1 protein-coding gene is annotated in these 21,950 nt (G+C 67.4%); it reads left to right on the top strand.

Translation table 11 applies throughout. From position 1 onward, the window contains the following. The first annotated feature begins 8 nt into the window (after positions 1 to 8). Positions 9 to 21,950, top strand: coding sequence for a pyridoxal-phosphate dependent enzyme (locus tag ABH933_RS10930; protein WP_429416713.1), 21,942 nt, complete (start codon positions 9 to 11; stop codon positions 21,948 to 21,950).

Here is a 21,950-nt window from a genome sequence, read left to right as displayed (position 1 = left end):
GGTCCGATGTGAGTTGGGCCCGCCTGCCGTCGTGGCTGTGGCCCACGGCGGAGATCCTGAACTTCGGTCAGGCGTATCCGAACGGCGATCCCGATCAGATGCGCGCGTTGGGAGACCAGTGGTCCGGGTTCGCCGACCGGTTGGAAGGCTGGATCGGCGCGATCAAGAACGCGGTGCGGAACGTGGGTGCGCACCTGATCGGTGATGGTCAGGCGGCGTTCCACCAGCAGTCGGACTACATGATCTCCGACGGGCAGACCAACCTGGAGTCGACCGTCGCGTCGATGCGCCAGGTCCAGGGCATGACCTACAACGCCGCCACGAGCATCGATTACACCCAGCAGCAGCAGGACTTCTTCTGCGCCATGGCGGCCTATCAGGTCATTCAGCTGGCCCAGACGCTCGCGGGATCGGCGGCGATTCCCGGGGTGTACGCGGCGTTCCGGCAGTTGGTGCAGCTGGCGTCCCGGGACTGCGCCGAGGTGGTGGCGCGCGATGCGGCCGCGGACGCCATCGCGGCGATGCTGGCCGAGCAGGCGCCCAAGGTATTCGAGGAGATCGGTGCCAACCTTACCCGTGAGGCCGCACGGGATTTGGGGGAGAAGGCAGCCCAAACCCTTGGGCGCGACGGGCTTTCGACGATCGGCCGCGATACCGTGGGCGAGCTGGGCGCGGGCGCGGCACGGGACGCCGGTGAGAATACTTTGGGCCAGGGGGCCAGGGCTGCGGGGCGCGACGTGACCGCCGATGTCCTGGGGCAGGGCGGCCGGGCTGCCGCGCGTGACGTGGCTGTCGATGTGCTGGAACGCGGGGGTTCGGCCGCTGGGCGCAATGTGACTGCGGAAGCTTTGGCGCAGGCGGGCGGTGCGGCCGGGCGACACGCGCTGACAGACCTCGCGTCCGATGGTGCGAGAGATCTTGTCGGTCAGCAGTTGGGCGATGCCGCGGCCCGCGACGGTGCGGGGCTGATCACGAAAGTCGGCGGCGATGTGGCGGCGAAGTCCGCGGAGAAGCTGCTGTTGAAGCCGTTGGCGGAGGATGCCGCGAAGACGGCGGGTGAACAGGAGGCGAAGAAGGAGGCTGAGGGCTTCTCGCTGAAGGCGTTGGCGAAGAAGGCCGCGCTGGAGGGCGCGAAACAGGCCGGGCAGGGGGCCGCCCTGGATCTGGGCATTCAGGCCGACCAGATCGCGCGGGGGCGGCGCAGCGGGTTCGATGCCGAGCAGTTCATGTCTACGTCCTTGTCGTGGGGTGGCGGTGTGATCCTGGGGCATCCCGCCGGGGAGGTGGTGGGTGAGAAGCTGGCCGAGCGCGGCTTTGTGACCCGGTTCGTCGCCGGCGTCGGAACGGCGGCGGCGCTCAACGTTCCGGGTATGGCGTTGGGAGACACGGTCGGCCGGGCCATATTCCAGGCCGGTGAGGCGGGGCTCGGAGTGCTCGATCCGGCCGGGAACCATCACGCGGACTGGTCACACGTGACGTTCGGGCTGAACCCGCAGCAGTTCCTGGCAATCGGCGGCATGCACGGCGTCGGCATGTTCACCCACGATCTCGCAGTGCGCAGGGGCATCGTGGCCGGTGACTTCGGTCAGGTCGATGAGATGTTCGGAAACCTGGCGATCCGGAGCGTGCCGACCGATGGGACGGGCCCCGATAATGCGTTCCGCCAGGATTACCAGCGCAGGCTGGGCGCGGCATATTTTGATGCGCAAGCGAAGGCGAAATCCGGGAATCCAATACCGCTCAAGGCATTCCAACGGCTTCGTGAAGAGCTCGATACCAGGCAGGGCGTGACGTCGGACCGCCGCACCGGAGCGTTGTCGAATCCCTCCGCGGGGCCCGCCAACCGGACTGCTGCGGCAAACGGACGTACCGGTGCCACCAATGGCCGTGCGCCACATGGCGCGACCGCCACCAACGACCGGACGAGCGGTCCGACCCGTGGGGCCATGGCCGGTCCGCGCGGCGCCGATGCATCAGGCGGACCGGTAGTCATCCATCGGGCGGAATCGGCAGTGTCGCACTCCGAGTCGGCGATTGCCGCGGGCTCCGGGGTCGTTCGTGCACAGGCCTCGGACGGTGCGAGCGCCGGGACATCCGTTCAGTCGGATGCCGTTGTGTCGCAGTCGGAGCCCGCGATCGCCGCGAGTGCCGGAGAGGTTCGTCCGCCGGAGCCGGATGTCGTTGTGCCACAGTCCGAGCCGGTGATCGTGACGAGCTCATCGGATATTCGTGCGGTGGTACAGAACAACCTGGGCACGGATGCTGCTGTGCCGCAGCGCGAAATGGCGTCTGTCGCGGTCGGCGGGGGACTTCGTGGGGAGATGCAGCACGGCGCGGGTTCCGTCACCTCGTCGATTTCGGAGGCGGCTGCATACATGCCGCGGTCCGATACGTCTGTGTCGCAGTCCGACGTGCCGACCGCCGGGAGGCTCGGTCGCGGCGGGGGTGGCGATGGCCCGTCGATGCCGGATGCCGCTGGGCCGCACAACAATTCGTCGACATCGGTCGGTGGCAATGGCGGCCGGGAGGGTGCCGTCCCGGAACGCGGGTTGGAGCGGTCCGTCCCGCAGGATGTTTCGGGCTCGGCTGCTTCGCCACCGGCCGCCGGTGAGGCGACCGGACTTCCCATCGGGACTTCGGAGCCGATTGTTGGAACGCCCGACGTTGGCAGCGTGGGACGCCCTGCCGCAGGGCACGTTTCGGAACCGGGAGAGGTAGCCGAACGGTCGGGAGAGCGGGTATCCACGCCCGAGGCCGCCGGCGCGGGGGATTCCGCCTCCCCCGGTGTGCCGTCTCACGACCACGGCGTCGGTTCGCCGGGCGAGGAGTCCCCGGCAGCGGCCGACTCCCCAAGCCTGAGCGGCGATGTCGAGCACGTCGAGTCCGCCTCCTACGGGGAACTGCACGAGGCCGTCGTCGACGCGCGTGAGCAGGCCGAACAGCGATGGATCGGGGCGCTGGCGGACGTGGGTGTCGATGTCGCCGCCGCGGATCCGGCCGCGGTGGCCGCGCTGCGGGACGCGGCGGCGAAGGACCACATGTTCGTGGGTCGGAACGGTTCGATCGATCGGGGACCGCGTGAGGCGGCCCGGCGGGAGTTCACCGATGCCGCACGGGCTTTGGGCATCGACCTTGATGCGACCGATCCCGCGGCGCTGCGCGCCGTGCGCGACGCCGCGGTGCGCGATCGCGAGATCCGGGAGCAGCTCGATCATCTGAATCGGGCCGCCGAGCAGACTGGCGACGAGACCGATCCGTCGCTGCTGGCATTTGCGCGCGCGATTCTCGCCCATCACGCCGCCTCCGTGCGGTTCGACGAGGCGACCGCCGATCTTCCTGAGCACGCGGCATGGCTGCTGCGCTCGCCCGCCAACCGATTGGGAGCCGTCGATACGCTGCCCGGGCTACTGTCCGGCCGCAACAACATCGAGCTCACCGACGCCCAGCGGGCGGAGGTGAATGACGCGGTCATCGGATATCACCTCACCGGAGTCGAATCCGCGACGGCGCGAGCAGAGATCGATGCCGCACACGCCGAGGGCGACGGCTCGGCCTCAAATGCCGCGCCCGCATCGCCCGGACGCTTACGGCGCGGGTTGAGTGGGATGCTGCCCTCGCTGGCGCATGGCGCAGAGGATCTGCCCGCCGGCGAGAACGTCGAGCCCTCGCCCGCGGCGGCACGTCCCTCGGCGGAACACCTCGCGAGCATGGACGGATCCGTCCCGAAGCCGGCGACGGCCGAACAGGGTGAACATCGCGCCGAGCCCGCCGTGGCCGCGGAATCCGAGTCTGGCGCAGGCAATATCCTGCGCCGGCCGGACGAGAACGCACGCCCGGCGGTGGCCGCACAGCACTCGCCCGGGGAGAGCAGGCGGGCCCCGCGTCCGGACCTCGGCGACGGTAGCCGTCCGCCAGGACGCCCGCACGATGCGGGAAATACCAGTCGCGCGGGCGCCGAGAACCATTCGGGAAGGGGCGATTCGCCCAGCAAGCCCGGACTTGGCTTGCTGGGCAAGCTGAAGGCAGCCTTCCCCAAGAGTCGCTTCCTGAAGAACCTGGCCCGCGTGGTCGGCCCCGAGGGCGCGTATTCCGCCGAACTGATGGGGGCGACCGGCGGAAAATTCCGCGAGTTCCCCAGGGGCGAGGCCGAGATCGTCGCGCAACTGAACCGCATGGGCCCGAAATCGATGGCGCTGGTGGCCGAGTCCTTCCGCGGTCCCGCCGACAAGTTCGGCGTCGGCGGGCAGTTGCGGCTGCTGGAGAACCGGGGCGGCACGATCGTGGAGCACATTCTCGATCCCGACGGGGTCCGCCCGTTCGTGCCCGGCGGCACGCAGGAGCTGAGCCACGTCAAGGCAATCCTAGTGAACGACAGGGGCGTTCCGCTGGACCGTATCGGAGGCCGCGCCCGCCGGTTGCTACTGGCCGAGGGCGAGGCGCACGCGCAGCGGGCCAGGCAGGGCGCAATAGTTCACGACGTCGTTGCGGGTGTACTTCGGGAGGTCCTGTCGGCAGGCGGATTGGATCCGCGCCTCCCCGCGGCCATGACCGGCAAGCATGTCCTCGACGCCCTGTCTCCGCATGCCGATCCACAGGAGGCCCGGCGGATCCGAAAAGCCCTGTCGGACACCGCGTTCGGACGTGATCTGCTGCTTCGACTGGGCGAGCGCCCGATCGAGGGTTCCTGGATGCGCGACGGCAGACCGAACGTCTGTGGCCTGGATGTGCTGGGCGAGCTCCGGGCGATGTACCCGGGCGCCGACATCCGGATGTTCGGCCGCCCGATCGACGAATACGGCATCTCCGCCGACGAATTGCGCGCCGCCATCGGCGGCCAAATCGGCGAGTACAGCGACCACGAGGGAATCGCCAATGAGCTGAGAAGGCTCGGCCCCGGATCCTCGGCAGCGGTCATCGATACCTACGCCGGCATGGCGAACGAGAGCAACCATTTCGTCGGTGCCCACACCTATCTCGTCACGTACGGAATCGACGAGCACGGCAATGACTACTTCGTCGTGCGGGACCGCGGAACCGGCCGCGCCGTCCCGGACCGCGTGGTCGAGGAGCATGGCGTCCCGCTCGGCCCACCCTACGAGCTGACCCGCCGTCCGAAGGCGATTTTCCTGGACGGGCAGGGCAGTCCGGCCGACCCGTTGACCGTCGAGAAACGGTCGGAACTGCTGCATCGGCTGTTCGATCCCACCGCTGCCGGCCGGATCGGGATCCGCGTGGTGGACGGCATCGAGGTGCATGTCCGGAAGTTGCTGGAGCAGACCGCCGTTGGCTCGACGGTGCTCGATTCCCTTGTGCGGCTGCCCGTTCGCGAACGTTATCCCGCGAGGGATCGAGACGGGAGCAGCCACGGGAGTTTCGAGCCCGACCAGCAGCAAGTGAATGTCTATACCTCCGGACGGACGATTGCCGACATGGCCTCGACCCTGGTCCACGAGGCGACTCATGCCGAGGAATTCGCGAACGGAACCTCCGTGCGGGACCCGTTGTCGATCCCGACTCGCGAGGACTACGTACGCGCCAATGTCGAGGCGGAAGTGCGATGCAACCTTCGGCAGGCGCAGTTCGAAAGGGAGTTGGAGCCGCTCGGCTACATTTTCCAGCCCAAATTGGTGGTCACGGAGTACGAGAACGAACACGCACTGGCGATGAGCCAGGGTGCGACGCCGGACGAGGCGAACAAGCGGGCGATGGACAAGGCGGTCGCGTACCTCGGAGACGCGCCATCACCCGACGGCCGGTCGTACAACGTGCGATACGGCGATCATTGGGATTTCGAGGACGGGTCCGCGAATCTCTGGAAGATAGCCGGTGGCACCCCGCCGAAGAAGCACTCGATCGAGGGTTCCCCCGAGGAAATCGGTGACGCGGCAGCGAAGCAGATCTGGCCTCTGGCCGCTGACCGGAACAATGACCTGAACAAGCACGATGAAATCGACGACGCGCTGACGAACAGCGCTGCGGAACTAGGGATTTCGGTCAGCGGGCCCGACGAGGTCCGCATACTGCGCGAAATGATCGACGCCGAACCGGACTTCAGTACGGTACCCACCGACCAGCAGCCGGAGCTGCGTCGCCGGCAGCACCGGCTGACGGTCCTGATGGATCTGGTCGAGCAGCGGACGAACCTCGCCGCGGATGTCGGCCGGGAGAACATCGCATTGAACAAGCTGGCCGCCGCCGCGGTGGTCGGGACGCGCACCGCCTCGGGTGCGTACGGAACGCGACTGTCGGATCATGCGTATCTGACGACAGGCAGGGATCCGTCGGTCGTTGTGATAACCGGGCCTGGTGAACACGCCGATGTTCTGGGAGATCCTGCCGTCGCGCGAGAGATTGCGGGTCTGCCCCCGGACCGGGTGGTTCGAGAGACCGTCGAGGTGGCCCCCGACGGCACGGTGATCTGCCGCGCGACCGACCAGTACCCCGACATCCGGTACGCCGACGACGCCGTCGAGTCGGAGCAGCGGGTCGAGCAATTCGGCTGGGCCGACCGGGCTGCGGAGAAACGATGGACAGAAATTGTCCGGCAACTGGAGCGGACTCCGCTCGGCCAGCAGGCCGTCGACACCATGCGCGGTGTACGGATATCGCACACGGACGATCCGCTCGGGCAGCGGTACGAGGCGCTGAGCAACCAGCTTGTGCTCGACGCGGGTCTGTCCGACGACGAATACATGGCCGCGATCGTCCAGACGGCCACCCACGTGCGCACGGCGGGTGTGCTGGGCCCCGAGGGCGTTATAGAACGACGCGACGGGCAGTCGCCGGAGTCCTATATCAGGGCGATGCTGGAGGAGCACCAGCGTGCTCAGGCCAGTGAGATCGTCTGGGCGATGGAACGTCTCGATGCCGGTCTGAATATCCGTGTGCCAGAGGGGGTACAAGAATATATCGACGCGTGCTCGGAGGCATGGATTACCGAGGCGCACCGGGTTCGTTTCCCAGGCGCCGCGCGTATGTTGGATTCGGAGCGTGCGGCGCTGGATTGGACTGCCCACAAGGCGGGGGTGCGGGCGCTGCGACCGGTGATCGAGTCGCATCTCGACAACGGCGAATTCTATCGGGACATCTATCTGGAGCTGCAGGACAGGCTCCAAGGCGAGGCGCCCTTCGACGAGCACGTGCTGGACCAGTTGCGCAGGCCTGTCCGGGATGAACAGCCGCTCACCGTGTTCCGTGCGGTCGACGGGCTCGTCAGTGTGGAAAAGGTAATTCTCGCCGACGGAACGCCGGTCATTCGCTTGCAGTTGGCCAGTGCGGAATCCGCTGCTGCCGTGGAACTCTCGTCTCGGGTGGCGCGCGCGCTCGGCCTGGACGTCCCGGAAGCGGTGGCGGTCGGCGACAAGGTCTACCTGTCCCCGCGCGTCGGTTTCGACGGCGGTCAACTGCTGGGGCTGTTCCGTAACGAGAGTCACCCACCGGCCCTGGACGTACACGACGCGCTGGTCGGCGCGGTGCTGTCGGACCCTTGGGATCGGGTCGGGGTCGGCGACCAGAACGCCTGGCTCAACGACCATCTCGCATTCGGCGTCGACCCGTCGAATCGGCCGCTCAACGACAACGCGCGTACCTTCCTCAATCCCGACGGTACGGCGAAGCGCCATTCGATGACCGTCTCGGAGGTCCGGCGGTTGCGCGAGATGATGCGTGCGCTGCGCCCGGATTTCGAACGGCTCGGACGCTCGGACTGGCACGAGTCGATGATGCGGCGCATCGACGATCTCGAGGCTCACGCTCGCTCCGACCAGGAACTCGATCCGGAGCATCCGGAACCGTTCCGGCAGCAGGCCACACCCTCGCCGCAGCAGGCGGGCCACGCCGATCCGGGCGGTCCCGGTGCTCATGCCGATCCGGGCGGTCGAGTGGATCCATCTCATGCGCCTGATCCGGGTGATCCCGATGAACCGACCGCTGTGATCCGCCCGCGCCGTACCAGGTTGACCGGTTCCGTTGACCCCGGGGGACACCCACAGCTGATCGATCCGGATGAGCCCCCGACCAGGCGGAATGCGCAATCGCCTGGCGCGCACGATGATTCGTCCGACGCGCACTGGGACTCTCGGCGTGGCGTGCCCGAGCGGAACGGCAGAAGGTCCGCCTCGCCGATGTCCGAAGACGGATCGCGGAGCCCGCAGCGCCGTCGATGGGGCATGCCGTGGACGAGAAGGTCCAAAGATCCTGTGCTGCCGGATGTTTCGGGAAGGATCGAGCCGCGGAAGGTCGAGCTCCCCGGCCCCAACGGGGATTCGGTGGCCGGCGTGGTCACCGCTATTTCCCCGCGCAGCCGCCTGACTACCGGCGGCGACGGAGTGCCCGAGCTCGTTTTGAGCTCGGTCGAGGCGCGCGGGCCTGACCACATCGATCTGGGCTTGGCCGTGGGCGTCGACATCAGCCAGGCGATGTTCGGGGAGAACCGGTCGGCCATAGTCCGCGTCGAGAGCAACGGTCACACGGTGGACGTCACGGCGTGGTACCGCGATTTTGACAACGGCAAGGCGACGGCAACCGTCATCTACCACCACCCGCAGTCCGATCATCCCGAATTCCTGAATGTGCGCCGGATGGTCGACGCGGCGCTGCAGGATCGGTTCCCGGGTAGGCGGATCGACCTGTTCGAGGTGCACACCCGCCACGGCGGCGATGACCCGTTCAACCGTGTGCTCGAACCCGGCTCCGCCGATGCGGCCGGAGCTGGCTCCGGACACGCTGTGGCAGAACATGATCCGGGATCGTCGCACATCGAGGCGCCGGAGCGCCGGGCTCCCGGGGACGCCGCGAACAACGCCGAGTGCGGGATACGGGCGCTGCGCAGGTTGCTGCTGCGTTTCGGCGAGCGTTCGGGAATTCGCCTGCCCGCGCGTCTGATCGGCGTCGAAGGGATGTCGCGGGATGAACTCGTGGGGGCGACAGGCGGGCGGCTGGAGGAGCAGTTCACCAGGCATACCGATGTCGCGGATCGGGTGCCCGATGGCGGGGCCGCGCTGGTGGTGGACATGTACGGGCGGAGTGACGGAAACCGGGTCGGTGGTCACGCCTATCTGCTGTGGCGTGAAGGTGACCGGATCACGGTCGAAGACTTGGGGACGGGGGAGGTCCACGAGGATCTGTCCCGCCTGTCGGATGATGTGGAAAGTATCGGGGCGATCTTCCTGGACCACGAGGGCGTGCCGGTCGATCGGATCGATGAGCCGACCCGGGAGCGCTTGCTTCGTGAGGCGCAGGAGCAGGTCGGCACGGCGGACTGGGTGGGCGTCGGCCGAAACCGCGAGCCGCCGGGCGGCGGTGAGGACCCGCCGGACGGCGAGGGGCCACGGGGTGGCGACGAAGAGGAGTCGTCGGCCGAACATCCGACGCCGGAGGCAGCCGAGCAGGCGGCTCGGTTGCGCCGCGCGGCGGATATCGACCAGGCCGAGCAGTTGGCGCACGACAAGGTCGTGGCCGCCGAGCGGGCACGGGAGGAGGCAGACGCGGATCCGGGCGACCCGGCGAAGCAGGAGAAGGCGAAACAGGCCGAGTGGAACAAGAAGCAGGCTCTGCTGGACGCGGACCTGTTGCGGACGATGTCCGGACCCGAGACCGAGGCTGACCGGACAGCCCGGATGGCGCGCGAAAGTGCCAGGGAGGCGCAGGACAACCCCGACGACGAGTTCCTGCGGCGGATGGCGCATATGGCCGAGGGGTTGGCGCACAGCCATCAGCAGCTCGCCGAGGCGATGCGGCGGCAGGAGGAATGGAACACCGAGGAAAACGACGACGAGCGGGGTTCGGGAGATTCGAACGGTTCGGAGAGTTCCGAATCGACCGGGGCCGAGCAGCATTCGGCAGCCTCCGACGGTGGTCCGGCCCAGACCGGTACTACCTCCGCGGAGGAAGAATTGCGTGTGGCCTTCGCGAAAGTCGTCGGGAATTACCCGCTCACGCCCGAGAACCTGGCCCGTGTGCTGGCCGGGCCGGGGCTGACCCGGTCGCAGCGGCGCGAGCTTGCAGGCGCTCTGCTGAAGATCATGGCCGAAGGCCCGCACAGCGACAGCATTGCGGTCGCCCGCGGGCGCAGTCGTCTGCTGCGCGCGCTGAAGGTGCCCGAGGCCCGAATCCGAAAACGTCCGGTCCGGGTCGGTGGCAAGGTCGAGAAATACGAGGACAAGGCCGGCATCCGCCATGGCAGGCACACCCTCCACGAGAACCAGGCCGTCGGGCCGAGCGCTCGCAAGGTCGCCGCGGCCCTGGGACGGCGAGCCCGCCGCGGCGGCGATGCCGTCCTCGAACCGCTGACCGCACTGATTCATGCAGTGCTGCACGGTGATCCACCGGCAGATCGGGAGGCCACGAGGGCGCTGCGCCCCGGCGGAGGTACGGCGGGCATGGTGCCCCGGGACGAGTGGGGCCGAGTCCCCACGGACGCAGCCCGCATCGAGGACGCGAACCAGCGGCACCTGGAAGCAGCACGCGCGCAGCTGGACTGGCGGCGGGCGGAGCTGCTGAGACAGGCCGAGTGGGACGCTGCCGAGGCGGTGCGCCCGCGCGTGGAGGCCGAGCGTGCGCTGCGGGACGCCATCGCCGAGGTCAACCAGCTCGAGGCGGCGGCGGGCGCGCGCGGTGAGATGCACACGGCCGGGGTGAACTGGGCGCAGATGGCCGATCCACAGCATGGGGAATTGGCGATCGCGAACCTGCGGGACCCGACGCTGCGCCTAGTGGTGGGCGACACCCGGCAGGAGGCATACGACGAGCTCGAGGCCGCTTTCCGGGCATACCAAGCCGCGGCTCACCACGAGGCAACGGCAGTCACCCACATGCGGGCGATCGCCGAACAGATCGCGTTGCGGACCGTCAGTGCGACCTCGGTACCCGGGCTGCCGGATGTCGGCGTCATCGACGGCCCGAGACGTCGTGTGGCCGTGGTGCTCTGGGGCGATTCGCAGACCGCCGACGATGTCCTCGACCGCGCCGCCGAGCACAGCCCGGAGATCGGAGCGCTGGCCGGGGACCGCACGCGCGTGGTGGTGCTGCGCGTCGTCCCGGACGAGCACGGCCATCTGGCGGTGCAGCGCGAGGAACACCCCGATTCCGCTGCTACAACGCAGGATCCGAACGATCCGAATGCGAACGACCCCGCGCGCGCCCGGCTGGAAGAGCTCCGCGTGTGGCGCGCGCAGCTGGAGAGAGAGCGCGCCGACCTGCTCACCCGGGGCGATGCGCTGGCCGTCGAGCTGGACCTCCCAGGTGCCAGAAATTGGCGGGCGCTGGGAGACGACGATTTCGGCGAGGCGTTGCGGCAAGCTCGGGAACGGGACGGCGTGCAGGATGACGGGGAGCGCGGGGCCGTCGTCCGGGACCTGATCAACACACGGACAGCGTTACACGAGCACGACAGGCGGATCGCGTCGCTCGACCGCGAGGTCGAGGCGCTGACGCAGGACTCGTCGCTGCGGTCCGAACACGATCGCCTCGTCCGGAGGTGGGCGGACTTGCGCAAGCGGCAGCAGGCGGCGCAGGAACAGCTCGCTGAGCTCGCGGACAAGGTCCACGTGCACGAACTCACGGGCAGCGGTTACGACCAGGCGGTCCTGGCGCGGCTGCACGAGGCGCAGGAGCGCCGAATCGTCGTTCCGGCAACCCTCGACTTTCCCGGCGCGGTGGAGCACCGCGCCACCTCTCCGAACGAGATCGCGCAGCGCCGCCTGCAGATCCGCAAGTTGATGGAGTTGGTCACCAGCATCGACAACATCAAGGCGGAGCAGGGCAAACTCGAGGAACGACTGCAGGACCTGGCCGTCCATGGCATCGGTGACGGCATCCCGCATCCTCCGGAGCTGGCCGAGAAGATGCTCCACCTGGACGCCGAACGCGTCAAGCTGCTGGAGAACCCGGATGCGGGCCGTACCATGCTGCTGGATCGGTTGCGGCGCAACGGTGTCCATATCACCGATGCGGAGGTGGACGGCGATCCCGACGCCCTGCGCGCGATCCTGAATGCCCATCGCAGGACGGCTGCGATGCGTACGGATGGCACGGGTCCGGACGTGCTGCGCATGCTGGAGCAGCTGGAACGCAACGGCGAGGAGTTGCGGACCAGCCACAGTGAGCTGCGAGCTCGGCTGGCCGATGTGCTCGATCGGTTGCGGCGCAACGGTGTCGACGTCACCGATGCGCAGGCGCACGGTGATGCCTCCGCACTGCGCAAGGTGCTGGACGAGCATCGTGCGCGGGCCGCCGCGCGCACCGACGGCACCGAGCCGCACGTGCGGAGCATGCTGGACGAGCTGGGCCGCATCGCGGATGCGTTGCGGCCCATCGAGAATCATCTGGGCCGGCTCGATGACGAGGCCGCGCGCCTGACCGGCCGGTGGGACCGGGCACTGTCAGACAGGGGCCTGACGAAGACGACCGAGCGCGTCGTCGTCCTCGACGAGCCCTCGCCCGAACCCGGCGCCGAGGGACCGCCCGCGCCGCCGCGGATCATCGTGCTGGGGCCGCGACTGGACACCGAGGGCGATCGCGCCGAATTCGACCGCGAACTGCAGCGGGCGATCGAACAGGATCCGAGGGTCGCACGCGCCATGCTCGCGCGCCCACTGGTCGAGTACTGGCAGATGGTCTCCGGCCCGGAACGGGTACACCCCGAGCCGCTGAGCGGGCCGGGCAGCGCCGACACCCGCTACTACGAAGCGGATCCCGGTCGCGACCGCGCCCCGGTGCGTCTGGGCGAATGGCGCGACAGTGTAGGGCGATGGCATCCGATCGATCCGGATATGGCTGGACGGCGGTCCAGGCCCACTCCGAAAGAACTCGCGGACTACAAGGACAAGATGTACGAGGAGGGCGCGCCGCAATGGTGGGGCGGGCTGGTGCAGTACATCAATTCCCTCGATCTGCTGTTCGCGCACATTCCGCCCGACAAGGTTGCGCAAGATCTGTTGCCGTCCAACATGTTCGTGGTCGGTGCCGGCAAGAGTGTCTTCAACGACACTGGCGAAGAAGGGTTCTCACCGCATATCGGCGGCGAGATAAACTTCGCCCAGCGCCAGATACGAAACCTGTTCAGTGTGCTGAAGGTTCCGCGAGTGCAGAGATTTATCCAGAACCATCCGGGAATTGGCGACAAGATATTCGAGCGGCCCTGGCTGAAGCGTAAGGCGCCGTTCACCACAATGCTCGACGGATACGCCTGGCATCGCGGAGCACAGCAGTACGAGCAGCCGATGTTCCCGATCCGCCATCACAACGAGAATACGGTCCATCCGGCTCGCGTGGAATGGCCTGCCGAGGTGCGGAGCTTGTACGATCGGCTGCGCAACCGCTCTCCGGAGGAAGTCCTGCACGAACTGCGGGCCCGTACCGCCCGCGCGGTGGTCACGAAATTCCGCACCGCCATGCTGAGGCACGGGAATCTCGAGTCCGCGATCGAGGAATTCGCGCCCGCATTCGGCATCGAGGATCCGGAGACTGTCCGCAAGACACTGACCGATCTGGATCGCATCCTGAGTGAATCTCACACCGCCGGACCGGTACAGAGCGAGGTGATCGATAGGGTCGTGAATGCTCTGACCCCGCATATGCGGAGCGGTTTCGCAGGCGGCGATCCGATCACCGATCTGTGGCAGATGCTGTCGTGGACCGATCAGAGATACGAAACGTACCGCGCGGACCCGCATCTGGCGGACAAGATCGTGGCCGGGCTGGACCAGCACAAACGCAACGAGCGTGTCTTGGCCGCGCGCACCATCGTGCAGCGGATTCGCCAGGAGCTGATCGATGAGGTGCCTCCCGCCGAACGGATGCGTCCCGAATCCGTGCAGCGCCCGTGGCGTGGAGTCGATGAGGCGGGTCGGATGGATGCCTTCCTGGCCGGGCGACGGGACGAAGACTTCCGAAATCTGAAGTACCGCAACGTGAAAACGATAGGCGACCTGACCGTCCCCAGTGATGGCCTGTCCCGATTCAGGCGCATCTTCTCCGATGCCCATACGAACAAGATCGCCGAGGAGAGCGAATCCCTTGTCGCGGTGTATAAACGGCTGACCGGAGAGGCGCTCGGCGAGGATGACGCGCTGTCCCTAGCTCAGATGCGCATGGTGCTGAAACATCTGCTCATTGGGGACTGTACCGATTCGGGCTACGCGGACCAGGTGCGACAGCACATCGACGACTATCTGGACAGCTCGAGAAGCTCGCAGCTGCGCAATCCCGAGCGCGACCAGCTGCGCGACCCCGATCCCAAGCACCTGCGCGATCCCGAGCGCGCGCGGCTGCGCGAACTCGGCGGCCTCACGATCGCCGAGCACGGCAGCCGGATGTTCGGTGGCCAGGCCGCCGACGGACTGTCGCAGTTCAAGCGGATCTCCGAGGCGTTCCGGACCGAGGACCCCGACGCGGTCCACGAGATCGTCGGCTCGGCCTACCGGGATCTCGTGGGCCGCATGCGGAACGGCGAGATCACCGACGAGATGGTGAACCAGGTGGCCGAGGGTATCGCCGACGAGATGCGGGAAGACTATGTGCGCCAAGACTATGTGGCGTTCACCGATACACCACCGCCACTGGATTTGACCCGCGAACAGGTGCAACAGGTGCTCGATCACCTGATGGTCAAGGCACACTGGGTGGTCGACCACCTCGACCCCGACGGCCGTCTCATCTCTCGGCGAATGGATCAGGTCGCCGATGTCGCCGAGGCAATCGACCGGCTGATCAGCGTGGAACCGGTGGGCGACACCGTGATTCCGCGGCTACGTCATCCGCTGATGTCGGATGTGATCCTGCTGCGCGACGCCCTGGCAGAGGCCGAGCACACCGCGGCCAACGACACCAAGACCAACCCCTTCCGAACCTGGGACGACGCGAACGCAGCCGCCGCGGCCCAGGGTTTCGACTGGGATTCGGTCCGTCCGCCGAGGACGGACTGGCGCGCCGAGATCGTCTATCGGTCCGATCTGGCGGAGCTGATGGAGGGCCCGCGGGCGCTCCAGCGGCTCGAGGACGCCTCGGTGGTGCTGGACCGGGCCGCTCGAGCGCTGGGGCGCGACCCACAGGACGTGCTGGAGGCATTGGCGCACGATCCGGCCCGGAGCTTGCTGAACGCGTTGCGGGAGCGGCAGACCGGGCGCGAGGGGCTGGATCGCGTCGAGGCCCTCGGCTCGGCGATCGAAGACTTCCGGTCGGCGGAGAGGACGCAGGGCCCCAACGCCAAGGAGCAACTCGAACAGGCCGGTCGGGGGCTCGACGAGGCCGTGCGGGCGGTGGGCGAAGAACCGGACGATGTGCGTGCAGCGCTGGCACGTGACGCGTGGCAGGAACTTGTGGATTCGCTGCAAGCCCAGAACGCCGACCCGGCGGGCGTGACGGCGCTCGAGGATGCGGTCCGCGAGCGCAACGAGGCCCTGACGCGCCTGGCCCATGCCACCCGCGGAGCCGAGAATCCGTCACGGTTGCACACCGGCCTGGACCCGATGGAAACCATCCTGCCGGGCGATCGGAGCCGCTTGGCGCTACCCGAGGCGCAGGCTCGGCTCGAGCGCGCCTCGGCGGAGCTGGACGCTGCCGCGGCCGGGCTCGAGGACCCGCTGGTGGCACTCGGTGGGGACCGGGCCCACTTCGACGCGCTGCGGGCGGCGCAGCCCGACGCCGCCGGACGCATCCGGGTGGACGAGCTGCAGCGGGCCGTTCACGAATTCCGTTCGGCCGAACACGATCTCGTCGAGATTCGGGATGCGCTCGCCCGGGCCGAGTCGACCTCCGGGGGCCGGGCGGAGTCGGCCAACGAGCGGCTCGCGCCGTACCGTAGAGCGCTGCGGGAGGCGCGCGAGGCACGGGATGACAAGCAGGGGAATCTGGACCGGCGGCGAGATCTGTTGCGGGAGGCCGGGACCCAGCATGCGGCCGGCACGGACCAGAGGCTGGACGCGGAGGTCGAACTGGCCCTGGCACAGGCCCACGTGGAGGCTCGCGAGCGGGAGCTGCAGGTAGCGCAGGACCGGCTCGACGCGGAGCGGCGCCATGACAATGCGGCCGAGGCCGGCGAGCCGATGACGCAGGGGACGCGGGCGCCGGAACAGCCGCGTGGGGACGCGGAAAGCCTGCGTCGGCAGATTCAGGACCTGACCGCGCAGGCACGGCGGGCCGACGCAGATCCTGCGGGGGCCGTCCTGGACTGCCAGCGGGCCCGCGGCATGCTGCGGGAACTGCGGGACCAGCTGGAATCGGAACTGGCGCAACGGAGGGCGCTGCTGACCGAGGCCGCGGCCGCCCGTGAGGAGGCAGCTGGGGCGGTCGGCCCCCACGTCCCGGAGCCGGCCGTGCTCACCGAAGAGGCACACCTGCGCGCTCAGGGCGAGGTCACACGCCTGGAGGATGAGCTGGCTCAGGTCGGCGAACAGGGCCGCGAACTCGCCGACCTGCACGCCGGGATCGATCAGCGACTCGAGGATGCCCGGGCGCAGCAGGGATCGGTGCTGGCGAATTTCGATGAGCTACCGCATGTCCCGGAACCCCAGGAATCGACGCCGCAGCCGCAGCGCCCGGGCCAGAGTGCCGGGGACAACCACGGCCGTACTGGGGAAGGCGGGGCAGCCGCCGAGTCCTCACGGCGATCGACGCGGGTCACCGGGGATGGCACTGCCGGTCACACCGGACCGCACGCGCATGCGCGGCCGGATGGGACGGATCCCCGCACCGCGCAGTCGGATTCGGGTCGCGGACGGCCTAGTGGGATGGATCCCAGTGCTGCGCAGGTGGATTCGGGTCGGGGACGGCGGTCAGCAAGCGGTTCGGCACACCTGCACGGCGACGGTACTCGAACGAATGATCCAGTGGCAGATCATAATTCCGGTTCCGGGGTGCATCCCGCGGAGGGATCGGTCGCCGGTGCCGGCCGCGGCGGTCAATGCGCGGTGCAGGCGTTGCGCGATCTGCTGGGGATGTTCGGGAGGATCTCGGGCATCCGGCTGCCCTCGCGGCTGGTCGGTTTGGAGGGGATGTCGGAAGGGGAGATCGCAGCGTGCGCCGGTGGCAAGTTTGGGGACTTCGTCGGAGGTCGTGGGGACGTCGCCGCCGAGCTGCTGGGGACGCCCGAGGAGCAGGCGCGGGGTGTCAAACGCGGTGCGGCGGCTCTGGTTGTCGAGATGTTCTCGAGCAGGGACGCCGACGGGGTGGGGGGTCATGCGTTCTTGATGGTCAACGAGGGCAACAGGATTGTGGTCCGGGATCTCGGTGCCGTCGAGGAGTTCACCGGACGATCGCCTCGGCCGGGGGACGCGCCGGTCAAGGCGATCCTGTTCGGTCCTGACGGACGTCCGGTCGATCCGATCGACGATGGCGAGCGTGACAGGATGGCCCAGGACGCGATCCGTCAACTGGGTGATGCGAACCGGGTGGGCATCGGCCGCCCGCGCGAGTCTCCTGGTGAGGGGGACCGAGCGGGAGGCGAGGAGAGCACCGATGCCGAGGGTGGTGGGGGCCAGCCGCCGACCGTACACCACGATCCGCCCCCACCGGATGGCCAGCCGGTGCGTGAGTTGATGGCACGGCTGGGGCTCGAGTTCGATCCCGGCGACGCGGCCGCGGTTGACCGAGTGCTCTCCGGCCAGGAGCGGATCGACCGCGCGGACTGGCACGAACTGCTGGGGCGGCTGGATGCGGCCGACGAGCCGGAGCTGCTGACCGATGCGGGGCTGACGCCCGAGTTGCGCTCGGCGTTGCTGAACCGCGCGTGCGACAGCCTGCGGTTGCGGATGCTCCGTGAACTGTTGGAGGGCGGCACGATTCCGCCCGGAACCGAGCATCTGGCGGATCCCGGCTTCGCGGTGATGGACCACCCGGAACTCCTTCCGGCCCTCCGGTCCGCGGCGCGTGCGTTCCTCCGAACGGATCTCGAGACCGCCATCCAGCGCACGGGAGTCGTCACGCTGCCCAGTGTGGATACCGAGACTCCGGCCCGCTTGGCTGGTGTCGTCCGTGAACTCGAGGGCACCGCGCCACCGGCCGAAGTCGACCGGCTGCGATCGTCGGTCTCGCGCCGACTGGCGTTCGAGCGGCTGTGCGCGCCCGATTCGAACTCGATTCCCGCCGGCGAGCTCTACCGCTGGCCGGACGGCACGCGGAACAGTGCGCTATGGGGACTGTCGAGGGCCGTCGGGCTGGGCGATCCGGATGCCTTGTCGCCGACGGGGTTTGCCGCGGCCCTCGCAGCCAAACAGGAAGACGTCCTGTCACAGTGGACGAGTCTGCTCGACCGTCTGCAGCTGTCGGACGCACCGCAGGGCCTGGCGACGGTGGCTATCGACAGCACCTTTATCGAGATCGCCCGGCTGGCGCGGCACACCCTTCGGATGCACCTGCTCGTGGCGATCGGCGCCGATGAGCCGATCCCCGCGGATGCGAGGGTGCTGGTTCCTGTGGGGAGATTGCCTGCGGACGAATACCGCCCGCTCGAGGAACTGAGCAACAACGGCGGGGGTCTGATCCGCGGGACCGATCTGCTGATCGACAGGGACTTGCGCGCGGCGTGGCAGACCTGGCCCGACATCGGATTTCACAGCCTGCGCGCGGACGTCATGGCCGACCCGGAACGGACCCTTGCCGAGCTGACCTCTCGTGGTCTCGCCACCGAACAGGCGAACAGGCTCAGAGGCCTGCTGCTCACCCGCCTTACCCTCGAGCGGCTCGACCCCCTGCGCATCCGACAGGTCGACCTCCGGGAGAACGTCGATGAGGTCGACGGTCGAAACCGGTTACGGATCGATGCGTCACTGGGCACGAGGCTGGACCAGCACCACGCCGTCAAGACATACCTGCGCGAGGAACTGGAGGGGCGTGCCGGGGTCAGCGAAATAATGGACGCAACGTTCGTCGGCGAAAAGCTGGTGGACCATCTGGCGTACGACGACGAAGCCCGCGCTTGGCCCCAGCAGGCGGCGTCGATCGAGGCCCGGATCATCGGCGACTTGCATCCCTCGGTGTTGCTCCACTATCACGATGACAGCGACGACGAGTCCGTTCTGCCGGGTGTGGTGCGGTCACTGAATATGTTTGCGGACCGGGTGGACGTGGTCATGCACGGTCCAGGGCAGGGCCGCACGATGCTCGTCTACCTCAGGTACGGGGGCGGCGACCGTGGTGTCGGCGATCCACCGCAATATTCCGGGACCGTCCAGATGACGCGCAGCCGGATGCTCGAGGAACTGGACCTGGAACAGCGGCGGTTCGCCCAACGCGAGGCCGCCGACCGGCCCGCGCCCCCACCGCACGACGATCCCATGGCTATACCGGCGATCGACGGTTCGGCCGCACCGCGCGAACGCAAGGCGAAGTTCCTCGACTTCGGCGACTATGACACGGCGACACTGCTGGACTGGCACCTGAAGATTCACGCGACCAACCCGGAACCGCTTCCGTACGTGGACAAGACCTACGAGGTGTTCGGGCGCACAATCGAGGTTCGATATCTGCTGGGGAATCTGTCGGAACCGGGCCATTCGGTCAAGGATGAGATGGTCCGGCAGATTTTGGAGTTCGGCGAGACGGACGAGAATATTCCGATTGTCGCGATCACCACCGGCAATTACGGTTACTCCCTGGCTCTGAAGGCGAGGGAGATGGGCCGCCGGATCATCATCTTCACGCCCGAGACCGCGAACCCTGTCAAGGTGAAGGCCCTCGAGGACCTGGGCGTCGAGGTGAAGCAGGTCGGCTCGGACTACAGCAAATGCCATGAGTATGTCGAGAACGTGTGGGCCTACGACAACGACGGATTGATCGTCGACCAGGAGGCGGCCTCCCAGCAGGCCGCCATGCACTACCACCTGAATCAGCACATCATCGATCACCCCGACGAATTCGGAACCGTCTTCGTTCCGGTGGGCAATGGATCGTTCGCCGGCACCATCGTGGAGTCGCTTTCCGGGCAAGCCATCGACGTCGTGGGTGTCGCACCGCAGAACGCACCCGCGTTCGTGGACTCGTTCGAATATGGGGATCCGGTCGTGCGGCCCTCGCACACCATTGCCGACAGCGCCGCGCATTCGGAGCCGACCGAGCGAATGGTGCATGCCGGGATAGCGCGCACGAAATACATGATGGAGGTGTCGGAGAAATCCATTCTGCCGTGGACGCGGATGCTGTCCGAGGAACTCGGCCATCCGGTCGATCCGACGGCGGCGCTGGCCAGTTTCGGGCCGTTCGAGTTGTACCGTCGGAAGGTTGCGGTCAGCCCGTTCTTCCTTCCAGGAAGAGCGGAACTCGAGACCGACGGCGCCCCGATGTGGACGCCCAGGGACGGCAAGATGCTGGTCTACATCACCGGCGGCAGGCCGGGAACCATGGACGGCGTTCCGGACCACTGGCACCTCGATCTCACCGGCGAGGGGGCCGTCGATCCTGGCGACCCGGCGCAACCGGCCGACGAGCTCTACCGGGTTCCGGGTGCGGAACTGTCCCACTCGGGCGCTCCGATACCCGCTGTGCCCGAACACGACAACCAGCCGCCCCCGAACGGTTTGTACCGCGGCCAGGACGGATTACTCCACGTGCAGGGCGACAGGCCCGATACCTACCGGACTCGTGGCGACCGGCGGTTGCATCACATCACCGACCCGGAGAAGTCCTGGCGTGACAAAGGATTCAACCTGCGCGATAGCAGTCGCAGAGAAAATCCCTTCCTGAACGATCATCTCTCCAGTAAAGGCATAGTATATAAGGCGCAGAAAGGTGAATCGAGTCCGTATAGAATCTCCGATGAGGCCGAACAAAATAAACTTACTGCCAAGACCTTGGTGCGTCAGATGCAACAGAGTCTTCGTGATCCGATCGGGGTCCGGGCGAAAACCCTGATGGCCGAGTTCGATATCGAAGATATCAACAAGCTGACCGGCGATAAAGTGCCGAAGGTTATTGCAGAGCGCCAGACTGCGGTGCGTGAAAGCAGTCTGGACGAAAGGGAAAAACTGGAGAAGCTCGCCCGGCTACGCGAACTTCGCGGGATCGCTTGGCGCTACCACAAGATCGGCGAGAACATGGTCAAGGCCTCCAAGAGCATCGGAGACATTCCCGGATTCGCCTACGCGAACGATCCTGCTGAACATCCGGATGCTGTGATTATGCACCCGATCGACGAGGTATGGGATGGGAACGACAGCTTCGATGTTCCGCTTTTCATGCCGGCGCGGGACGGCGAGCCTCCGATTTTCAAAACCATTGAGAACAAGGGTGTCGGATCGAGCTTGGGCAAGGCGGACACGCCCGCGGGCGGAGCGGAGCAGGGCTCGCCGGAGTACCAGAGCCGGACCCTGGCGCTCGAGAAGAATCTCGCCAGGGTCCTGAGGGAGACGCCCGAGGATATGCGCCGGCGCGGCATCGATCCGAGCAGCCCGGCGGCGCAGCGGCTGCTGTGGGCCAAGGATGAGCTGTTACGCGTGTTCCACGACGGCACCCTTGCGTTCCAAGCCGAGCTGGCGCATACGGATATCAACGGATTTACAACCATCACCCCATTCGATCTCGAGCGTGATGGTGTCCCCCTATCGATTCAAAATATCGGTGGCATCGAAAAAGTGCGGACATCCGCAGTCGAACTCGCGAACCAAGATGTCGCCGGGCAGCGGCTCGTCGACGACGCCGTCGCGCAAGCCCTCGAGGCACGGGACGTTCCGTTGAAAGACAGGGCCCGCTTCTCCCATTACCACGCGGAATTGAGCCGGAAGTTCGAGCGGGATATATCGGAAGGAAGGCCGCCGGAGATTGCGGACGTGCGAAAGGCGTTCGACGCCGTGCAGCGAGTAATCGAACACGAGCGGAATTTGGAGGATCGTGCTGTCGAATCCATGGGTTTGGGCGAGGATCGTGCCCGCGCGGTACGGGATGCATTGGAATCGAAGCGTGCACGAACCCTCGGGAAGGTGAGGGACACGCTCGAGCGCCAATTGCAGCGATTAGGGTGA

Origin of the sequence: Nocardia sp. GP40 (assembly GCF_050434125.1) — a bacterium.
In the GTDB taxonomy this organism is placed as follows: domain Bacteria; phylum Actinomycetota; class Actinomycetes; order Mycobacteriales; family Mycobacteriaceae; genus Nocardia; species Nocardia albiluteola.
This window is presented reverse-complemented; position numbering and strand designations above follow the sequence as displayed.